Below are 16,541 nucleotides of genomic sequence, written 5' to 3' on the forward strand. Positions count from 1 at the left end.
ACATTTTTCTGCGCCGTACCTTTTTTTCATGCGACAATAGAAGGAACAAACGGCCACTGAGCCGCTCAAAACGTAATATTTTCAAAGAAATGGACATCATAACTCCATGAGCACAATCGACAATTTCGACGCACATACGCCGATGATGCAGCAGTACCTGAAGCTGAAGGCACAGCATCCGGAAATCCTGCTGTTTTACCGTATGGGCGATTTTTACGAGCTGTTTTATGACGATGCTAAACGTGCGTCGCAGTTGCTCGACATCTCGCTGACCAAACGAGGCGCATCGGCGGGCGAGCCAATTCCAATGGCCGGCATCCCGCACCACGCAGTAGAAAACTACCTGGCCAAGCTGGTGAATCAGGGTGAGTCCGTCGCCATCTGCGAGCAGATCGGCGATCCAGCAACCTCGAAAGGCCCGGTTGAGCGCAAAGTGGTGCGCATCGTCACGCCGGGCACCATCAGTGATGAAGCCCTGCTTCAGGAGCGTCAGGATAACCTGCTCGCGGCGCTGTGGCAGGACGGCAAGGGTTTTGGCTACGCCACGCTGGACATCAGCTCCGGGCGTTTTCGACTGAGTGAACCGGCTGACCGCGAAACAATGGCGGCCGAACTGCAGCGTACCAATCCGGCAGAGCTGCTCTATGCCGAAGATTTCGCCGAAATGGCGCTTATCGAAGGCCGTCGCGGGTTGCGCCGTCGTCCGCTGTGGGAATTCGAAATTGATACCGCGCGCCAGCAGCTGAACCTGCAGTTTGGCACCCGCGACCTGATTGGCTTTGGCGTGGAAAACGCCCCGCGCGGGCTATGTGCCGCAGGTTGCCTCCTGCAATATGTGAAAGACACCCAGCGCACCGCCCTGCCACATATTCGTTCTATCACCATGGAGCGCCAGCAGGACAGCATCATCATGGATGCCGCCACGCGCCGTAACCTGGAAATTACTCAGAACCTGGCGGGCGGCGTGGAAAACACGCTCGCGTCGGTCCTCGACAGTACGGTGACGCCAATGGGTAGCCGTATGCTCAAACGCTGGCTGCATATGCCGGTTCGCGATACGAATACGCTGGTTTGCCGTCAGCAGACGATTGCCGCGTTGCAGGATCGCTATAGCGAACTGCAGCCGGTTCTGCGCCAGGTGGGCGATCTGGAGCGTATCCTTGCTCGTCTGGCACTGCGAACAGCGCGACCACGCGACCTCGCGCGCATGCGTCATGCTTTCCAGCAGCTGCCTGAACTGCGTGCGCAGCTGAGCGACGTTGACAGCGCGCCGGTTCAGAAACTCCGCGAAACCATGGGCGAATTTACCGTGCTTCGCGAGCTGCTGGAGCGAGCCATCATTGATGCCCCTCCGGTTCTGGTGCGCGACGGCGGCGTAATTGCCCCAGGCTACAACGAAGAGCTGGACGAATGGCGCGCGCTGGCCGACGGTGCGACGGACTACCTCGATAAGCTGGAAATCCGCGAGCGCGAGCGTCTTGGGCTCGACACGCTGAAAGTGGGGTATAACGCGGTACACGGTTACTACATTCAGATCAGCCGCGGGCAGAACCACCTGGCGCCGATTCACTACGTCCGTCGCCAGACGTTGAAAAACGCCGAACGCTATATTATTCCCGAACTGAAAGAGTACGAGGACAAAGTCCTCACCTCGAAAGGCAAAGCGCTGGCCCTGGAAAAACAGCTGTATGACGAGCTGTTCGACATGCTGATGCCGCACCTGGCCGACCTGCAGCTCAGCGCCAGCGCGCTGGCGGAGCTGGACGTGCTGGTGAACCTGGCAGAACGCGCGGAAACCCTGAACTATACCTGCCCGACCTTTACCGACAAGCCCGGCATTCGTATTACGGAAGGCCGTCACCCGGTCGTTGAGCAGGTGCTGAACGAACCGTTCATCGCCAACCCGCTGAGCCTGTCACCGCAGAGAAGAATGCTGATCATTACCGGCCCGAACATGGGCGGTAAGAGTACCTATATGCGCCAGACGGCGTTGATTGCTTTGCTCGCGTATATCGGCAGCTACGTCCCGGCGCAAAAAGTGGAGATTGGCCCCATCGACCGTATCTTCACCCGCGTTGGGGCAGCGGACGATCTGGCGAGCGGCCGCTCAACCTTTATGGTCGAGATGACCGAAACGGCTAACATTCTGCATAACGCAACGGAGCACAGCCTGGTGCTGATGGACGAAGTGGGACGCGGAACGTCAACCTACGATGGCCTGTCTCTGGCCTGGGCCTGTGCCGAAAGCCTGGCAAATAAAATCAAGGCATTGACGCTGTTTGCCACCCACTACTTCGAACTGACGCAACTGCCGGAGAAGATGGAGGGGGTTGCGAACGTCCACCTGGATGCGCTGGAACACGGCGACACGATTGCCTTTATGCATACGGTGCAGGATGGCGCGGCGAGCAAGAGCTATGGCCTGGCCGTCGCGGCGCTGGCAGGCGTGCCAAAAGAGGTGATTAAACGCGCGCGTCAGAAGCTGCGGGAGCTGGAAAGCCTGTCGCCGAACGCGGCAGCCACGCAGATTGACGGTACGCAGATGTCGTTGCTGGCTCCGCCGGAAGAGACGTCACCAGCGGTGGAAGCGCTGGAGAATCTCGATCCGGATTCCCTGACGCCGCGTCAGGCGCTGGAGTGGATTTATCGGCTGAAGAGTCTGGTTTAGTTTTCTGCGGTCTGTTTTGTCGGGTGGTGACTTCGCCTTAGCCGACCTACAAAACCCGTAGGCCCGGTAAGCGCAGCGCCACCGGACTTTTTTAAACTACGCGGGTGCGCATAAAATCAATAAAGGTGCGCACTTTCGCAGGCACGTGCAGGGCATCTGGGTAAACCGCATAGATGCCCTGCCGCGCAAAAGTATACTCCGGCAACACCGGGACCAGTTTTCCCGCATCAAGCGCATCGCGTACCAGCCATTCCGGCAGCAACGCCACGCCACGTCCTGCAAGTGCAAAGGCCATCAGAGCCTGAGCGCTGTCGGCAAACAGGCGCGGCGCTTTTCTTATCTCCAGCGTTTCAGGCACACCGTTGGCATCTTTTACCTGCCAGTGCAGCGGCGAAGCTAAGCGCTCGTGAATAATCCAGTCGGCGTCCGCCAGTTGCGTAAGCGATTCAACCGGATGGTTAGCCAGCCACTCGGGCGTCGCGACGGGCAGGATGGAGAAGGTTGAAATCAACGCGGCGTGGTAGCGCGAATCAGCAAGCGTCCCCAGGCGAATGGCGACATCAAAGCGCTCCGAGATCAGATCGGCGTGCAGCGACGATGAAACATGACGCACACGGAGATCCGGATGCAGCTGGCTAAACCAGGCAAGCAACGGCACCACAACCTGTGAACCGTACTCGGGCGTGGTGGTAATCCGCAATTCTCCCGTGAGCCCCGCATGATTCGCACGGACATCGTCCTTCAGCTGTTCCGCCGCCTTCAGAAGCGCGACGCTTCGCTGGTGAAAAAGCGCGCCCGCTTCGGTTAACGTCAGACGGCGGGTGGATCGCAGCAACAATGTCACCCCCAGCTCCGCTTCGAGCTGGCGAATGTTGAAGCTGACCACGGCTTTTGTCAGACCCATCGCATCAGCTGCGGCAGTAAAGCTACCGGAGTCGGCCACCGCGATAAACATCGCCGTGCGCTGTAGGTTAATTATCATCTCTCATTTTACTGTCAAAATATTTTTGACAGTATATCGCGCTTTGTCGCGTTTATCCGTTCTCGCTCGATCGATACGATACGTCACCTCACCGGAGGAACCACCATGACGTATCGCAGTAAAGTCACCACTGTCTATCTGCTGGGCTTTTTTCTTGATCTGATTAACATGTTTATCGCCAGCGTCGCCTTTCCGGCAATGGCTCACACCTTTAACGCCACGCCTTCAGCGCTTGCCTGGGTCAGCAACGGGTACATTGCCGGCCTGACGCTGGTGATCCCTTTCAGCAGCGTGCTGACGCGGCGCATCGGGCCAAAGCGCGTCATCCTGCTCTCGCTTTTTCTGTTCAGCGTGGCCTCTGCTGCGGCAGGGTTGTCTGCAACGCTTGAAAGTCTGATCGCCTGGCGAGTGCTGCAGGGCGTGGGAGGGGGCTTACTGATCCCCGTCGGACAGGCGATCACCTGGCAACAGTTTCAGCCTCATGAACGAGCCAGACTCTCGTCAGCGGTGATGCTGGTGGCGTTGCTTGCTCCCGCCTGCTCCCCTGCGCTCGGAGGCGTGCTGGTAGAGGCGCTGAGCTGGCGATGGATATTTTTCGCCACGCTCCCGGTGGCCATCGTGACCTTTGTGCTGGCCTGCCAGTGGCTTAAACACGAAGTATCGCCGATAAAAACAAGCAGGCTGCTCAACCTGTCTTTGCTGGCGGATCCGCTTTTGCGGTTTTCCATGCTCGTCTATTTATGCGTTCCAGGCGTATTTATTGGGGTGAACGTCACGGGTATGTTTTATCTTCAGCACGTGGCAAACATGACCCCAGCCGCTACGGGACTGCTCATGCTGCCGTGGTCCGTGGCATCGTTTATCGCCATCACGGCAACGGGACGCTATTTTAACCGTATCGGCCCCGGACCGCTGATCGTCATCGGCTGCCTGTTGCAGGCGACGGGTATTCTGCTTTTGATTAACGTCAGTTCGGCTACGCTGCTACCTGCCGCTGCGTTTATCCTGATGGGCGCGGGGGGAAGCCTGTGCAGCAGCACAGCGCAGAGCAGCGCGTTTCTGACCACGCGCCGGGAAAATATGCCGGATGCCAGCGCGCTGTGGAATCTTAATCGTCAGTTGAGCTTTTTTGCCGGTGCCCTGCTGCTGGCGCAGGCGCTGAATCTGGCGCAGGCCTGGCTGCCACCGCTCGCCGCCTGGCACGGAATATTTCTTTTTGCCGCAGGCATGACCTTGCTGCCTGTCCTGTACGTTCTTCGTCTTAACAATACGCAGGTGCTCACCCAGCTGCGACAGGAGAATCCATGACGCCTTTTGAACACGACATTATCGACCTCCACATTGCGCTTGAAAACTGGTTAGGCAAAGGCGAAGGCGAGCTCCACGCCCTGCTCGCCTGCTTCAGCCCAGATTTTCTGATGATCCCGCCAGGCGGTACTCCACTCGACTATCAGGCTCTTACCCGTTTTCTGGAAAACCAGCGCGGAAGCCGTCCCGGGCTGAAGATCATCATTGACGAATTATCCACGATCCAGCGCTGGGATCACGGCGCGGTGCTTCACTACCGGGAGACGCAAACCCGGCCGGGCCTGCCCGTCAACGTGCGCTGGTCAACCGCGGTGCTCAATCAGGAAGGCGCTCGGATAGTGTGGCGCCTGCTGCACGAAACGGCACAGCCGTAGCACAAAAGAAAAAGGCCCGTCTCACGACGGGCCTTTTTTGACGAAAGGATGCTTATTCGCGGAACAGCGCTTCGATATTCAGACCTTGCCCCTGCAGGATTTCACGCAGGCGACGCAGACCTTCTACCTGAATCTGACGAACACGTTCACGGGTCAGGCCAATTTCGCGGCCGACGTCTTCCAGTGTCGCAGCTTCATACCCCAGTAAACCGAAACGACGTGCCAGCACTTCACGCTGTTTGGCGTTCAGTTCGAACAGCCATTTGACGATGCTTTGCTTCATGTCATCGTCCTGCGTGGTGTCTTCCGGGCCGTTGTCTTTTTCATCGGCCAGGATGTCCAGCAGCGCTTTTTCGGAGTCGCCACCCAGCGGGGTGTCAACCGAGGTAATGCGCTCGTTGAGACGCAGCATACGGCTTACGTCATCAACCGGTTTATCGAGTTGTTCGGCAATTTCTTCTGCGCTTGGCTCGTGGTCCAGCTTATGGGACAACTCGCGTGCGGTACGCAGATAAACGTTCAACTCTTTGACGATGTGGATCGGCAGGCGGATCGTACGGGTCTGGTTCATAATAGCCCGTTCGATGGTCTGACGAATCCACCAGGTCGCGTAGGTTGAGAAACGGAACCCGCGTTCCGGGTCAAACTTCTCAACTGCGCGGATGAGACCTAAGTTGCCCTCTTCAATCAGATCCAGCAGAGCCAGACCACGATTGCCGTAACGGCGGGCAATTTTCACGACCAGTCGCAGGTTACTTTCAATCATGCGACGACGCGAGGCAACATCACCACGCAAAGCACGACGTGCGAAATAGACTTCTTCTTCGGCCGTTAGCAGTGGGGAGTAACCAATCTCCCCAAGGTAAAGCTGAGTCGCGTCCAGTACACGCTGTGTGGCGCCCTGCGATAACAGCTCTTCTTCAGCCAAATCGTTATCACTGGGTTCCTCTTCTACTAAGGCTTTTTCGTCAAAAGCCTCTACTCCGTTCTCATCAAATTCCGCGTCTTCATTTAAATCATGAACTTTCAGCGTATTCTGACTCATAAGGTGGCTCCTACCCGTGATCCCTGAACGAGACACCCTGGCTGGCATGCCCCGTCAATTTATCGCTGCGGCAAGTACTGCAGCGGGTTTACGGATTTCCCCTTGTAACGAATTTCAAAATGCAAGCGTGTAGAACTGGTTCCGGTGCTACCCATGGTAGCGATTTTTTGCCCCGCCTTAACTTCTTGTTGTTCCCGGACCAGCATTGTGTCGTTATGGGCGTAGGCACTCAGGTAATCATCATTATGTTTGATGATAATCAGATTACCGTAACCGCGCAGTGCGTTACCGGCATACACAACGCGTCCGTCTGCGGTCGCGATGATAGCCTGTCCTTTACTGCCTGCGATATCGATCCCTTTGTTGCCACCTTCAGAGGTTGCGAAGTTCTCGATAATCTTGCCGTCAGTTGGCCAGCGCCAGGTGGTGATTGACGAGCTGGCATTCTGACTGCTTGCAGTCGGTTCAGTAGAGCTAACCACAGGTGCCATAACCGGTGCTGTGACAACAGTCGCAGTCCCTTTATTATTCGGCAACATTTTGTTAGCAGTCTGATCACCTGAATCCTCAGAATACGTAATTACAGGTTGTGAAGCAACCACCGTGGTGGATTTTTGCGCAGGCTTAACGCTGTTATTTTGCGCAGTCACATCGGCCGCTGAAACCGTGTTGCCAGGCGTCAGTGGCGTACCCGTTGCGTTGCCTACCTGGAGCGTTTGCCCGACTTCCAGACCATACGGGGCCTGGACGTTGTTACGCTGCGCGAGGTCACGGAAATCGTTCCCGGTGATCCACGCAATATAGAACAGCGTATCACCGCGTTTCACGGTGTAGGTGCTGCCGCCGGTATAGCTGCCTTTCGGAATGTTCCCATACTGACGGTTATAGACTATGCGGCCATTTTGGGTCTGAACAGGTTGTTCGACTGGCTGAATCTGCGTTGGCTGCGTCGTTGGACGCTGAACCGGCTGGATTGGCGGATTTTGTTGCGCTGTGGCAGTCCCCATTTTAGGCGGAGGCGTGATCAACATTCCGCTGGACGTGTTACCCGAGCCGCTGTTTCCGCCAACGGAACTGACGGGCGCAGGCGCATTGTTAGAACTTGTACAGCCTGCCAGCCAGAGCGAAACCAGTGATAATGCCGCAACACGGCTGATGGTGAATTTAGGGCTTCCCGCGCTCATTTATCCCCCAGGAATGTGTTAACTACCAGTGACTTAAAATTAACCGTGATGACACGAGTCTTTCGCGCCACACCATACGCTGAATTTGCCTTAATAACCCTGGATAATTCCGAGTCTCAGGCCAACTCCCCCTTCACCAGAGGCACAAAGCGTACGGCTTCCACGGTGTCGATAATATACTCGCCGCCGCGCCGACGAACGCGCTTTAAAAGCTGCTGCTCGTCCCCGACGGGCAGAACAAGAATGCCCCCCTCATCCAGCTGCGACAACAGTGCAGCGGGAATTTCAGGCGGAGCCGCCGTCACGATGATAGCGTCAAACGGGGCGCGAGCCTGCCAACCCTGCCATCCATCACCGTGGCGTGTCGATACATTATGTAGATCGAGTTGTTTCAGGCGACGACGCGCCTGCCACTGCAGACCTTTGATCCGCTCTACGGAACAGACATGGTGAACCAGATGCGCCAGGATGGCGGTCTGATACCCCGACCCGGTGCCAATCTCCAGAACGCGCGAGTCGGGCGTGAGCTCCAGCAGCTCCGTCATGCGCGCCACCATGTAAGGCTGTGAAATCGTCTGGCCTTGCCCGATAGGCAGCGCCACGTTTTCCCACGCTTTGTGTTCAAACGCCTCGTCTACAAATTTCTCACGCGGAACCTGAGCAAGCGCCTCAAGCACGTGCTCGTCGCGGATCCCCTGTGCGCGAAGTTGTTCCAGAAGAGTTTGTACACGTTTGCTTACCATTGCGCGTTCACTCCTGCGCGATCCAGCCAGCCCGACACCACATCATGCGCGCTATACGCGGTTAAATCTACGTGCAGCGGAGTCACCGAGACATAGCCTTCATCCACGGCGGCAAAGTCGGTATCCGGACCCGCATCGCACTTATCGCCGGGAGGGCCGATCCAGTAAAGCGTGTTGCCACGAGGATCCTGCTGCGGGATCACCTGATCCGCCGGGTGCCGGCTTCCGCAACGCGTAACGCGAATGCCCTTAATCTCATTAAGAGGAAGGTCCGGCACGTTGATGTTGAGAATGCGCCCGGTACGCAGCGGCTCGCGGCCAAGCGCCCGCAGGATCGAGCAGGTCACCGCGGCGGCGGTGTCGTAGTGCGTGTGGCCGTTTAACGAGACCGCCAGCGCCGGAAACCCGAGATGGCGCCCTTCCATTGCGGCCGCCACGGTGCCGGAGTAAATCACATCATCGCCGAGGTTCGGCCCGGCGTTAATGCCGGAGACGACGATATCCGGACGCGGGCGCATCAGCGCGTTCACGCCCAGAAACACGCAGTCCGTCGGCGTGCCCATCTGGACGGCAATATCGCCATTTTCAAAGGTAAAGGTGCGAAGCGACGACTCCAGCGTCAGTGAGTTAGACGCTCCACTGCGGTTACGATCGGGAGCCACAACCTGCACATCCGCAAATTCACGGAGGTGCTTCGCCAGGGTCTGAATGCCCGGCGCGTGGATCCCATCATCGTTACTCAGCAATATTCGCATAATCACCCGAGGTGTTGATTAGTTCCCTGACAACACTGGTGGCAAAGCTACCTGCCGGCAGCCAGAAGCGTAACTCGACGGTTACGTCATCCCACCAGTTCCAGCTTAACTGCTGCGGATAGAGCAGCATCGCGCGGCGTGCTGCTTCGACTTTTTCCCGCACCAGCAAGGATTGTAATTCCGGCGCATCCGCCACGGCGGACTGCTCAGCGCTCAACGCGTCGCCCTGGCTGCCCCAGTCGCCTGAGCCCGGCAAAGCTGCGGTAATCATCAGCGCTTTGGCGTCCACGCGCGACTGAACATCGGCCATTTCTTCGGCCGTTGCCACAAACCAGCTTCCGCGTCCCGCTAATTGTAGCGCATCGCCAACAACAACTTGATTCGCGTCCGGTTTTTTCAGCCTTTCGCTCACAATCTGATTAAACAACGCGCTGCGGGCCGCCGACAACCAAAAACTGCGTTTATTCCTGTCGCGCACCGGCGCATCGCTTTGCGCCCAGCGCAGCGCACCCTGCAGGTTGCTGCCGCCAATGCCAAAGCGCTGCGCGCCAAAGTAGTTCGGAACGCCGCGTTCTTTGATGTCATTCAGGCGTTTTTCAACGTGTTCACGGTTGGTCACTTCACGAAGCACCAGCGTAAACGCGTTGCCTTTCAATGCCCCGAGGCGCAGCTTGCGCTTGTGGCGGGCGTACTCCAGTACCTTACAGCCCTCAAGCTCAAATTTGCTTAAATCAGGCATCGCATTGCCGGGCACGCGCGCGCAGAGCCACTGCTCGGTGACGGCGTTTTTATCTTTCTGCCCGGCAAAGCTCACTTCCCGGGCGTGAATTTTGAGGAATTTTGCCAGCGCATCGGCCACAAAGCGGGTGTTGCAGCCGTTTTTCAGAATACGCACCAGGATATGTTCGCCTTCGCCATCGGGCTCAAAGCCTAGATCCTCGACCACGAGGAAATCTTCCGGGCTGGCTTTCAGCACCCCGTAACCCTGCGGTTTTCCGTGCAGGTAAGTCAGGTTGTCAAAGTCCGTCATTTTGCCGCCTTCACCAGCAGCGCCACGGCTTCACAGGCAATCCCTTCGCCACGGCCGGTAAAGCCCAGCTTCTCCGTAGTGGTGGCTTTGACGTTGACGTCGTCCATGTGGCAGCCCAAATCTTCGGCAATAAACACGCGCATCTGCGGAATGTGCGGCAGCATCTTCGGGGCCTGAGCAATGATCGTCACATCAACGTTACCGAGAGTGTAGCCTTTCGCCTGAATGCGGCGCCACGCTTCGCGCAGCAGCGCGCGGCTGTCGGCCCCTTTAAAGGCCGGGTCGGTGTCCGGGAACAGCTTGCCGATATCGCCCAGCGCGGCAGCGCCCAGCAGCGCATCGGTCAGCGCATGTAGCGCCACGTCGCCATCAGAATGCGCCAGCAGCCCTTTTTCGTAAGGAATACGTACGCCGCCAATGATAATTGGGCCTTCTCCGCCAAAGGCGTGTACATCAAAACCGTGTCCAATTCGCATTATGCCTTCTCCTGATGGGTCGAACGGGTAAGATAAAATTCCGCGAGCTGTAAATCTTCCGGGCGCGTCACTTTTATATTATCAGCGCGCCCTTCAACAAGCTCAGGGTGAAAACCGCAATACTCCAGCGCGGAGGCTTCGTCCGTGATGGTCGCCCCTTCGTTAAGCGCACGTGTTAAGCAGTCGTGGAGCAGTTCGCGGGGGAAAAATTGCGGCGTCAGCGCGTGCCATAAATCGACGCGCTCTACGGTGTGGGCGATAGCCTGCCGGCCCGGCTCGGCGCGCTTCATGGTGTCGCGCACCGGTGCGGCCAGAATACCGCCCACTTTACTGGTTTCGCTCAGCGCCAGCAGGCGCGCAAGATCGTCCTGGTGCAGGCACGGACGCGCCGCGTCATGGACCAGCACCCACTGCGCGCTTCCGGCAGCCTGAATGCCCGCCAGCACGGAATCGGCGCGCTCGGCGCCGCCATCGACAACGGTAATTTGTGGGTGGTTTGCCAGCGGCAGCTGCGCAAAACGCGCATCGCCGGGACTGATGGCGATGACCACGTGCGTCACCCGCGGGTGCGCCAGCAGCGCCGCCACGGCGTGCTCGAGGATCGTTTTATCGCCAATTGAGAGGTACTGCTTAGGACATTCTGTCTGCATGCGCCGGCCAAAACCTGCGGCCGGCACCACGGCACATACGTCCGAAAAAGTTGCTGCCATGTCGTAATCCTGGGCCTGATTATCGATTGTTTTGTGCTGAGCCCTGATTGCGTTTAGACGCATCCGGAACCAGACGATAAAAGGTTTCGCCCGGCTTAGTCATACTGAGTTCATTGCGCGCGCGTTCCTCAATCGCTTCCTGGCCGCCATTGAGGTCATCAATTTCAGCAAAGAGTTGATCGTTTCGCGCCTTAAGTTTGGCATTAGTTGCCTGCTGAGCCGCGACGTCATCGCTCACCCGGCTGTAGTCGTGCAGCCCGTTCTTACCGAACCACAGCGAATATTGCAGCCAGACCAGCAAAGCCAGCAACAGCAGCGTTAGTTTACCCATCCTGCCCCCTGAAAAAACGGCATCATCATCCCATAACTTTCCGCTGGACTCTACTGCGGGGTTTTAATTATGTCGTAAGTTAGCCCATCAGCCATAAAAACAGCAGGCCAAAGATGACGACAACGGTGGCAATCGTGATAACCGTACTGTACAGGAGCTTGCCGTTGAAAAGAGAGTGCAGCGCAACGCCCACAACGACCGCAACGGGCATCAGCGCCAGGAAGAAGGGCCAGGTGTAAAGGAAGAAGAAAAGGGTGTTACCACCGTAGATCAAAAACGGGATACCCAGCGCCAGTAACCACGACGCGAAGCCGACTATCGCCCCAGGAAAGGACCAGGTCGTCTCGTCATCGGTGGTTAACGGTTCCGACCCGGTGGTGATAATGTAGTTTTCACTGTTGCGCATAGCTAATCCTGTGACCGTGACTCATCGTTCGGGAAGACAGCTCCCGAACGATACCGCCTCAGGATCTGATAATATCGTCCCGTCTGAGCAGGTCTAATAATTGGCTTACTAAATTTGTTACCAATTGTTGACCCTTCAGATGAATCTCAGGCGATTCAGGCGCTTCGTAAACCGAGTCAATTCCCGTGAAGTTTCGCAGTTCACCGGCTCGCGCTTTTTTGTACAGCCCTTTCGGATCGCGCGCTTCGCAAATCTCCAGCGGCGTATCGACAAACACTTCAATAAAGCGATCCTGGCCCACGCGCTCGCGCACCATCTGGCGCTCGGCGCGGTGCGGAGAGATAAACGCCGTCAGCACCACCAGCCCGGCGTCCGCCATCAGGCTGGCGACTTCTCCCACCCGGCGGATGTTCTCTTTGCGGTCGTCGTCGCTAAAGCCCAAATCGCTGCACAGGCCGTGACGCACGTTGTCGCCATCCAGCAGGTAGGTACTCACCCCCTGCTGATGCAGCGCCTCTTCCAGCGCGCCCGCTACCGTGGATTTACCCGAGCCTGACAGCCCGGTAAACCACAGCACAACCCCACGGTGACCGTGGAGCTGTTCGCGCTGGGCGACGGTGACCGGATGAGGATGCCAGACGACGTTCTCATCATGGGCGGCCATTACTTGCCTCCCAGCAGATCGCGGGCGCCCCAGTGCGGGAAGTGCTTACGCACCAGCGCGTTAAGCTCCAGCTCGAAGGCGCTGAATTCAGAGGCCGCGGTCGCCTGCTCGTTTGGCTCACGCACCATCCCCGCACCAACGGTAACGTTCGTCAGACGGTCGATAAAGATCAGCCCGCCCGTCACCGGGTTCTGCTGATACGGATCCAGCACCAGCGGCTCGTCGAAGGTCAGATCCACCAGGCCAATACCGTTCAGCGGCAGCTCGCTCACGTCACGGTGGGTCAGGTTGTTGATGTCCACCTGGAACTGAATGCCGTCCACGCGGGCGCGGGTTTTCTTGCCCGCAATTTTGATGTCGTAGCTCTGGCCCGCGGTCAGCGGCTGTTCTGCCATCCACACTACGTCCACGGACGCGCCCTGCACCGCCGCCAGCGTTTCCTGCGCGTCGACCAGCAGGTCGCCGCGGCTGATATCAATTTCGTCTTTGAGCACCAGCGTGACCGCTTCACCCGCACCGGCCTCAGGCAGATCGCCGTCGAAGGTCACGATACGCGCAATCGCTGACTCCACGCCGGATGGCAGCACCTTCACGCGCTGTCCTACCTTCACGGAGCCAGAGGCGATAGTGCCGGAGAAGCCGCGGAAATCGAGGTTAGGGCGGTTCACGTACTGCACCGGGAAGCGCATCGGCTGAGTGTCGACCACGCGCTGAATTTCAACGGTTTCGAGCACTTCCAGCAGCGTCGGGCCGCTGTACCACGGCATGTTCGTGCTCTGGGAGGCGACGTTATCCCCTTCCAGCGCCGAGAGGGGCACAAAGCGAATATCCAGGTTGCCCGGCAGCTGTTCGGCAAAGGTCAGGTAGCTCTGGCGGATCTCCTCGAATTTCTCTTCGCTGAAGTTCACCAGATCCATCTTGTTCACCGCCACCACCAGGTGTTTGATCCCAAGCAGCGTGGAGATAAAGCTGTGGCGACGGGTTTGATCCAGCACGCCTTTACGGGCGTCCATCAGCAGGATCGCCAGGTCGCAGGTGGAGGCACCGGTCGCCATATTGCGGGTGTACTGCTCGTGCCCCGGGGTGTCGGCGATAATAAATTTGCGCTTTTCAGTAGAGAAGTAGCGGTAGGCCACGTCGATGGTGATGCCCTGCTCGCGCTCCGCCTGCAGGCCGTCGACCAGCAGCGCCAGGTCGAGTTTTTCACCCTGGGTACCGTGACGCTTGCTGTCGTTGTGCAGGGAAGAGAGCTGATCTTCGTAAATCTGTCGCGTATCGTGCAGCAGGCGGCCAATCAGGGTACTTTTCCCGTCATCGACGCTGCCGCAGGTCAGAAAGCGCAGCAGGCTCTTGTGCTGCTGGGCATGCAGATACGCTTCTACGCCGCCTTCGTTGGCAATTTGTTGAGCAATAGTGGTGTTCATGGCGGCTCCTTAGAAATAACCCTGACGTTTCTTCAGCTCCATGGAGCCTGCCTGGTCGCGGTCAATCACGCGCCCCTGTCGCTCGCTGGTGGTAGACACCAGCATCTCTTCGATAATCTCCGGCAGCGTCTGCGCGCTGGATTCCACCGCGCCGGTCAGCGGCCAGCAGCCGAGGGTACGGAAACGGACCATCTGTTTTTTGATCACTTCACCCGGCTGCAGGTCAATGCGATCGTCGTCGATCATCATCAGCATGCCGTCACGTTCCAGCACCGGGCGCTCGGCGGCCAGATACAGCGGAACGATCTCAATGTTTTCCAGATAGATGTACTGCCAGATATCCAGCTCGGTCCAGTTCGAGAGCGGGAAGACGCGAATGCTTTCGCCCTTGTTGATCTGGCCGTTGTAGTTGTGCCACAGCTCCGGGCGCTGGTTTTTCGGATCCCAGCGGTGGAAGCGGTCGCGGAAGGAGTAGATACGCTCTTTGGCGCGGGATTTCTCCTCGTCACGGCGCGCGCCGCCGAAGGCCGCGTCAAAACCGTATTTGTTCAGCGCCTGCTTCAGCCCTTCGGTTTTCATGATATCGGTATGCTTGGCGCTGCCGTGAACGAACGGGTTAATGCCCATCGCCACCCCTTCCGGGTTTTTGTGCACCAGCAGCTCGCAGCCGTAGGCCTTCGCGGTGCGGTCGCGGAACTCGTACATTTCGCGGAATTTCCAGCCGGTATCCACATGCAGCAGCGGGAACGGTAGCGTACCCGGATAAAACGCTTTACGCGCCAGGTGCAGCATCACGCTGGAATCTTTACCGATGGAGTACATCATCACCGGGTTAGAAAACTCGGCGGCCACTTCGCGGATAATATGGATACTTTCCGCTTCAAGCTGCCGCAGGTGAGTAAGTCGTTTTTGGTCCATAACCGTTCCTTAAGCCAAATTTACAACAGAAGCGCCGAAGCCTTCTGTATCGGTTGTGTGCTGAAACCAGGCGAGCGTGCTGTGCAGCTGCACCACCTCTCCCACCACGATCAGGGCAGGCATCGGGGCGTCTTTCGCCAGGGTTGCAAGATGTTCCAGCGTGCCCGTCGCAACGTGCTGATCGACGCGCGTACCGCGAGAGATCACGGCTACCGGCGTCGCCGCCTCGCGACCGTGCTGAATAAGCTGTTCGCTGATGTCTGCCGCCTTCATCGTGCCCATGTAGATCGCCAGCGTCTGGCGGCTCTGGGCGAGATGCGACCAGTCGAACGGCGTGCTGTCGGCCTTGTAGTGGCCGGTCACAAAGGTCACGCTCTGGGCGTAATCGCGGTGGGTCAGCGGGATACCGGCGTAGGCCGTCACCGCCGATGCTGCCGTGATGCCAGGCACCACCTGGAACGGGACGCCCGCTTCGGCTGCCGCCTGCAGTTCTTCACCACCGCGCCCGAAGATAAACGGATCGCCCCCTTTCAGGCGCACCACGGTCTTGCCCGCTTTCGCGGCGTCAATCAGCATCTGATTGGTTTCATGCTGCGGGACGGAGTGCTCGCCCGCCCGTTTGCCGACGCAGATTTGCTCCGCGTCGCGACGGATCAGCTCGCGCACGCCGTCGGTAACCAGATGGTCGTAGAACACCACGTCCGCATCCTGAAGAACCTGGAGGCCACGCAGCGTCAGCAGACCGGCATCGCCCGGCCCCGCGCCCACCAGAATGATCTCCCCGCCCGTACTGCCGGGGTTATCCAGCTCGTCTTCGAGTATTTTCTGTGCCGCCGTCTCATTGCCCGCCTGCATCAGGCTGGCAAAGCGGCCGCGAAACACGCGCTCCCAGAAGCGACGACGTTCCGCCACGCTGGTCAAACGCGTTTTAAGATGATTTCGCCAGTAGCTCGCTTTCTCCGCCATGCGTCCGAGACTGGTCGGCAGCAGCGCTTCGATTTTTTCCCTCAGAACGCGCGCCAGCACCGGTGCGGTGCCGCCGGAAGAGATCGCCACCAGCAGCGGCGAACGGTCAACGATTGACGGGAAGATAAACGAGCATAACGGCTGGTCGTCCACCACGTTCACCAGGCGGTGACGGGCCTGGGCCGCGTCGGAAACCCGCCGGTTAAGTTCGTGATTTTCAGTAGCCGCAATCACCAGCACCACGCTGTCGATCTGCGACTCGTCAAAATCCGCCTCTGCAACGACCCGCACCTGCGCCCCAGCGCGCTGCAAAAACGCGATTTTGCGCTCGGCAATTTCACCCGTGCCGACAATTAGTACCGGTCGGTCTTTTAAGGCGGCAAAAAGGGGCAGATAGTCCACAGGCAACAACTCACTAACAACGAGGAATAGAGGGACTATAGGGGGCGGCTTAGATCGAATGAAATTACGAATTGGAATGAGTAGTTACTCAATGGAATAACGCCGTGAAAAAGCAAATACCAAAAAGTGCTTAACACGCGAAATTTCGGGCATTT

The 16,541-nt window shown here is 58.0% G+C and carries 17 protein-coding genes; 3 read left to right on the forward strand and 14 right to left on the reverse strand.

The window, feature by feature from the left end; genetic code table 11:
- The first annotated feature begins 106 nt into the window (after positions 1-106).
- Positions 107-2,668: a DNA mismatch repair protein MutS gene (mutS, locus tag D5066_RS13235; RefSeq protein ID WP_119916217.1), complete on the forward strand. Its 2,562-nt coding sequence runs from the start codon at positions 107-109 to the stop codon at positions 2,666-2,668.
- Positions 2,669-2,759: 91 nt separating this feature from the next.
- On the opposite strand, the gene D5066_RS13240 is transcribed toward mutS, so the two are convergent.
- Positions 2,760-3,647 carry a LysR family transcriptional regulator gene (locus D5066_RS13240; RefSeq protein ID WP_119916276.1) on the reverse strand — a complete coding sequence of 296 codons (888 nt, stop codon included), beginning with the start codon at positions 3,645-3,647 and terminating at the stop codon, positions 2,760-2,762.
- 108 nt (positions 3,648-3,755) lie between these two features.
- Here D5066_RS13240 and D5066_RS13245 point away from each other — a divergent pair, with 108 nt between their 5' ends.
- On the forward strand, positions 3,756-4,958 hold the full coding sequence (locus D5066_RS13245) for an MFS transporter (protein WP_119916218.1): 1,203 nt from the start codon (positions 3,756-3,758) through the stop codon (positions 4,956-4,958).
- Positions 4,955-5,332, forward strand: a complete 378-nt coding sequence (locus tag D5066_RS13250; protein WP_080330146.1) for a DUF4440 domain-containing protein — start codon at positions 4,955-4,957, stop codon at positions 5,330-5,332. The genes D5066_RS13245 and D5066_RS13250 overlap by 4 nt, the downstream gene beginning before the upstream one ends.
- 52 nt (positions 5,333-5,384) lie before the next feature.
- On the opposite strand, the gene rpoS is transcribed toward D5066_RS13250, so the two are convergent.
- The 13 genes from rpoS to cysG form a co-directional block, all read right to left on the reverse strand.
- Positions 5,385-6,377 (reverse strand): RNA polymerase sigma factor RpoS, encoded by a 993-nt coding sequence (rpoS, locus tag D5066_RS13255; protein WP_008499600.1) that lies wholly within the window; start codon positions 6,375-6,377, stop codon positions 5,385-5,387.
- Positions 6,378-6,436: 59 nt separating this feature from the next.
- Positions 6,437-7,561 (reverse strand): murein hydrolase activator NlpD, encoded by a 1,125-nt coding sequence (nlpD, locus tag D5066_RS13260; protein WP_119916219.1) that lies wholly within the window; start codon positions 7,559-7,561, stop codon positions 6,437-6,439.
- A gap of 116 nt (positions 7,562-7,677) precedes the next feature.
- On the reverse strand, positions 7,678-8,304 hold the full coding sequence (locus D5066_RS13265; protein ID WP_028014237.1) for a protein-L-isoaspartate(D-aspartate) O-methyltransferase: 627 nt from the start codon (positions 8,302-8,304) through the stop codon (positions 7,678-7,680).
- Complete coding sequence (gene surE / locus D5066_RS13270) at positions 8,298-9,059, reverse strand: 5'/3'-nucleotidase SurE (protein WP_028014238.1); 762 nt, start codon at positions 9,057-9,059, stop codon at positions 8,298-8,300. The genes D5066_RS13265 and surE overlap by 7 nt, the downstream gene beginning before the upstream one ends.
- Positions 9,040-10,089: a tRNA pseudouridine(13) synthase TruD gene (gene truD / locus D5066_RS13275; RefSeq protein ID WP_119916220.1), complete on the reverse strand. Its 1,050-nt coding sequence runs from the start codon at positions 10,087-10,089 to the stop codon at positions 9,040-9,042. The genes surE and truD overlap by 20 nt, the downstream gene beginning before the upstream one ends.
- Positions 10,086-10,565, reverse strand: a complete 480-nt coding sequence (gene ispF / locus D5066_RS13280; protein WP_043956768.1) for a 2-C-methyl-D-erythritol 2,4-cyclodiphosphate synthase — start codon at positions 10,563-10,565, stop codon at positions 10,086-10,088. Before ispF ends, truD begins: the two co-directional genes overlap by 4 nt.
- Positions 10,565-11,275, reverse strand: a complete 711-nt coding sequence (gene ispD / locus D5066_RS13285) for a 2-C-methyl-D-erythritol 4-phosphate cytidylyltransferase (RefSeq protein WP_119916221.1) — start codon at positions 11,273-11,275, stop codon at positions 10,565-10,567. The genes ispF and ispD overlap by 1 nt, the downstream gene beginning before the upstream one ends.
- A gap of 19 nt (positions 11,276-11,294) precedes the next feature.
- Complete coding sequence (gene ftsB, locus D5066_RS13290) at positions 11,295-11,606, reverse strand: cell division protein FtsB (protein WP_003862095.1); 312 nt, start codon at positions 11,604-11,606, stop codon at positions 11,295-11,297.
- Between the two features lie 79 nt (positions 11,607-11,685).
- Positions 11,686-12,012 carry a DUF3561 family protein gene (locus D5066_RS13295; protein WP_080330142.1) on the reverse strand — a complete coding sequence of 109 codons (327 nt, stop codon included), beginning with the start codon at positions 12,010-12,012 and terminating at the stop codon, positions 11,686-11,688.
- A gap of 58 nt (positions 12,013-12,070) precedes the next feature.
- Positions 12,071-12,676 (reverse strand): adenylyl-sulfate kinase, encoded by a 606-nt coding sequence (gene cysC / locus D5066_RS13300; RefSeq protein ID WP_080330141.1) that lies wholly within the window; start codon positions 12,674-12,676, stop codon positions 12,071-12,073.
- On the reverse strand, positions 12,676-14,100 hold the full coding sequence (gene cysN / locus D5066_RS13305) for a sulfate adenylyltransferase subunit CysN (protein WP_080330140.1): 1,425 nt from the start codon (positions 14,098-14,100) through the stop codon (positions 12,676-12,678). The genes cysC and cysN overlap by 1 nt, the downstream gene beginning before the upstream one ends.
- Positions 14,101-14,109: 9 nt before the next feature.
- Positions 14,110-15,018: a sulfate adenylyltransferase subunit CysD gene (gene cysD, locus D5066_RS13310; protein WP_006811770.1), complete on the reverse strand. Its 909-nt coding sequence runs from the start codon at positions 15,016-15,018 to the stop codon at positions 14,110-14,112.
- A gap of 9 nt (positions 15,019-15,027) precedes the next feature.
- Complete coding sequence (gene cysG / locus D5066_RS13315) at positions 15,028-16,377, reverse strand: siroheme synthase CysG (RefSeq protein WP_165853348.1); 1,350 nt, start codon at positions 16,375-16,377, stop codon at positions 15,028-15,030.
- Positions 16,378-16,541: the final 164 nt, after the last annotated feature.

Source organism: Enterobacter chuandaensis (assembly GCF_003594915.1).
Lineage (GTDB): Bacteria > Pseudomonadota > Gammaproteobacteria > Enterobacterales > Enterobacteriaceae > Enterobacter > Enterobacter chuandaensis.

Bases quoted from the DNA above. Each gene is read 5' to 3' on its own strand.
- mutS (WP_119916217.1), top strand. From the start codon at position 107: ATGAGCACAATCGACAATTTCGACGCACATACGCCGATGATGCAGCAG.
- D5066_RS13245 (WP_119916218.1), top strand. From the start codon at position 3,756: ATGACGTATCGCAGTAAAGTCACCACTGTCTATCTGCTGGGCTTTTTT.
- D5066_RS13250 (WP_080330146.1), top strand. From the start codon at position 4,955: ATGACGCCTTTTGAACACGACATTATCGACCTCCACATTGCGCTTGAA.
- rpoS (WP_008499600.1), bottom strand. From the start codon at position 6,377: ATGAGTCAGAATACGCTGAAAGTTCATGATTTAAATGAAGACGCGGAA.
- nlpD (WP_119916219.1), bottom strand. From the start codon at position 7,561: ATGAGCGCGGGAAGCCCTAAATTCACCATCAGCCGTGTTGCGGCATTA.
- D5066_RS13265 (WP_028014237.1), bottom strand. From the start codon at position 8,304: ATGGTAAGCAAACGTGTACAAACTCTTCTGGAACAACTTCGCGCACAG.
- surE (WP_028014238.1), bottom strand. From the start codon at position 9,059: ATGCGAATATTGCTGAGTAACGATGATGGGATCCACGCGCCGGGCATT.
- truD (WP_119916220.1), bottom strand. From the start codon at position 10,089: ATGACGGACTTTGACAACCTGACTTACCTGCACGGAAAACCGCAGGGT.
- ispF (WP_043956768.1), bottom strand. From the start codon at position 10,565: ATGCGAATTGGACACGGTTTTGATGTACACGCCTTTGGCGGAGAAGGC.
- ispD (WP_119916221.1), bottom strand. From the start codon at position 11,275: ATGGCAGCAACTTTTTCGGACGTATGTGCCGTGGTGCCGGCCGCAGGT.
- ftsB (WP_003862095.1), bottom strand. From the start codon at position 11,606: ATGGGTAAACTAACGCTGCTGTTGCTGGCTTTGCTGGTCTGGCTGCAA.
- D5066_RS13295 (WP_080330142.1), bottom strand. From the start codon at position 12,012: ATGCGCAACAGTGAAAACTACATTATCACCACCGGGTCGGAACCGTTA.
- cysC (WP_080330141.1), bottom strand. From the start codon at position 12,676: ATGGCCGCCCATGATGAGAACGTCGTCTGGCATCCTCATCCGGTCACC.
- cysN (WP_080330140.1), bottom strand. From the start codon at position 14,100: ATGAACACCACTATTGCTCAACAAATTGCCAACGAAGGCGGCGTAGAA.
- cysD (WP_006811770.1), bottom strand. From the start codon at position 15,018: ATGGACCAAAAACGACTTACTCACCTGCGGCAGCTTGAAGCGGAAAGT.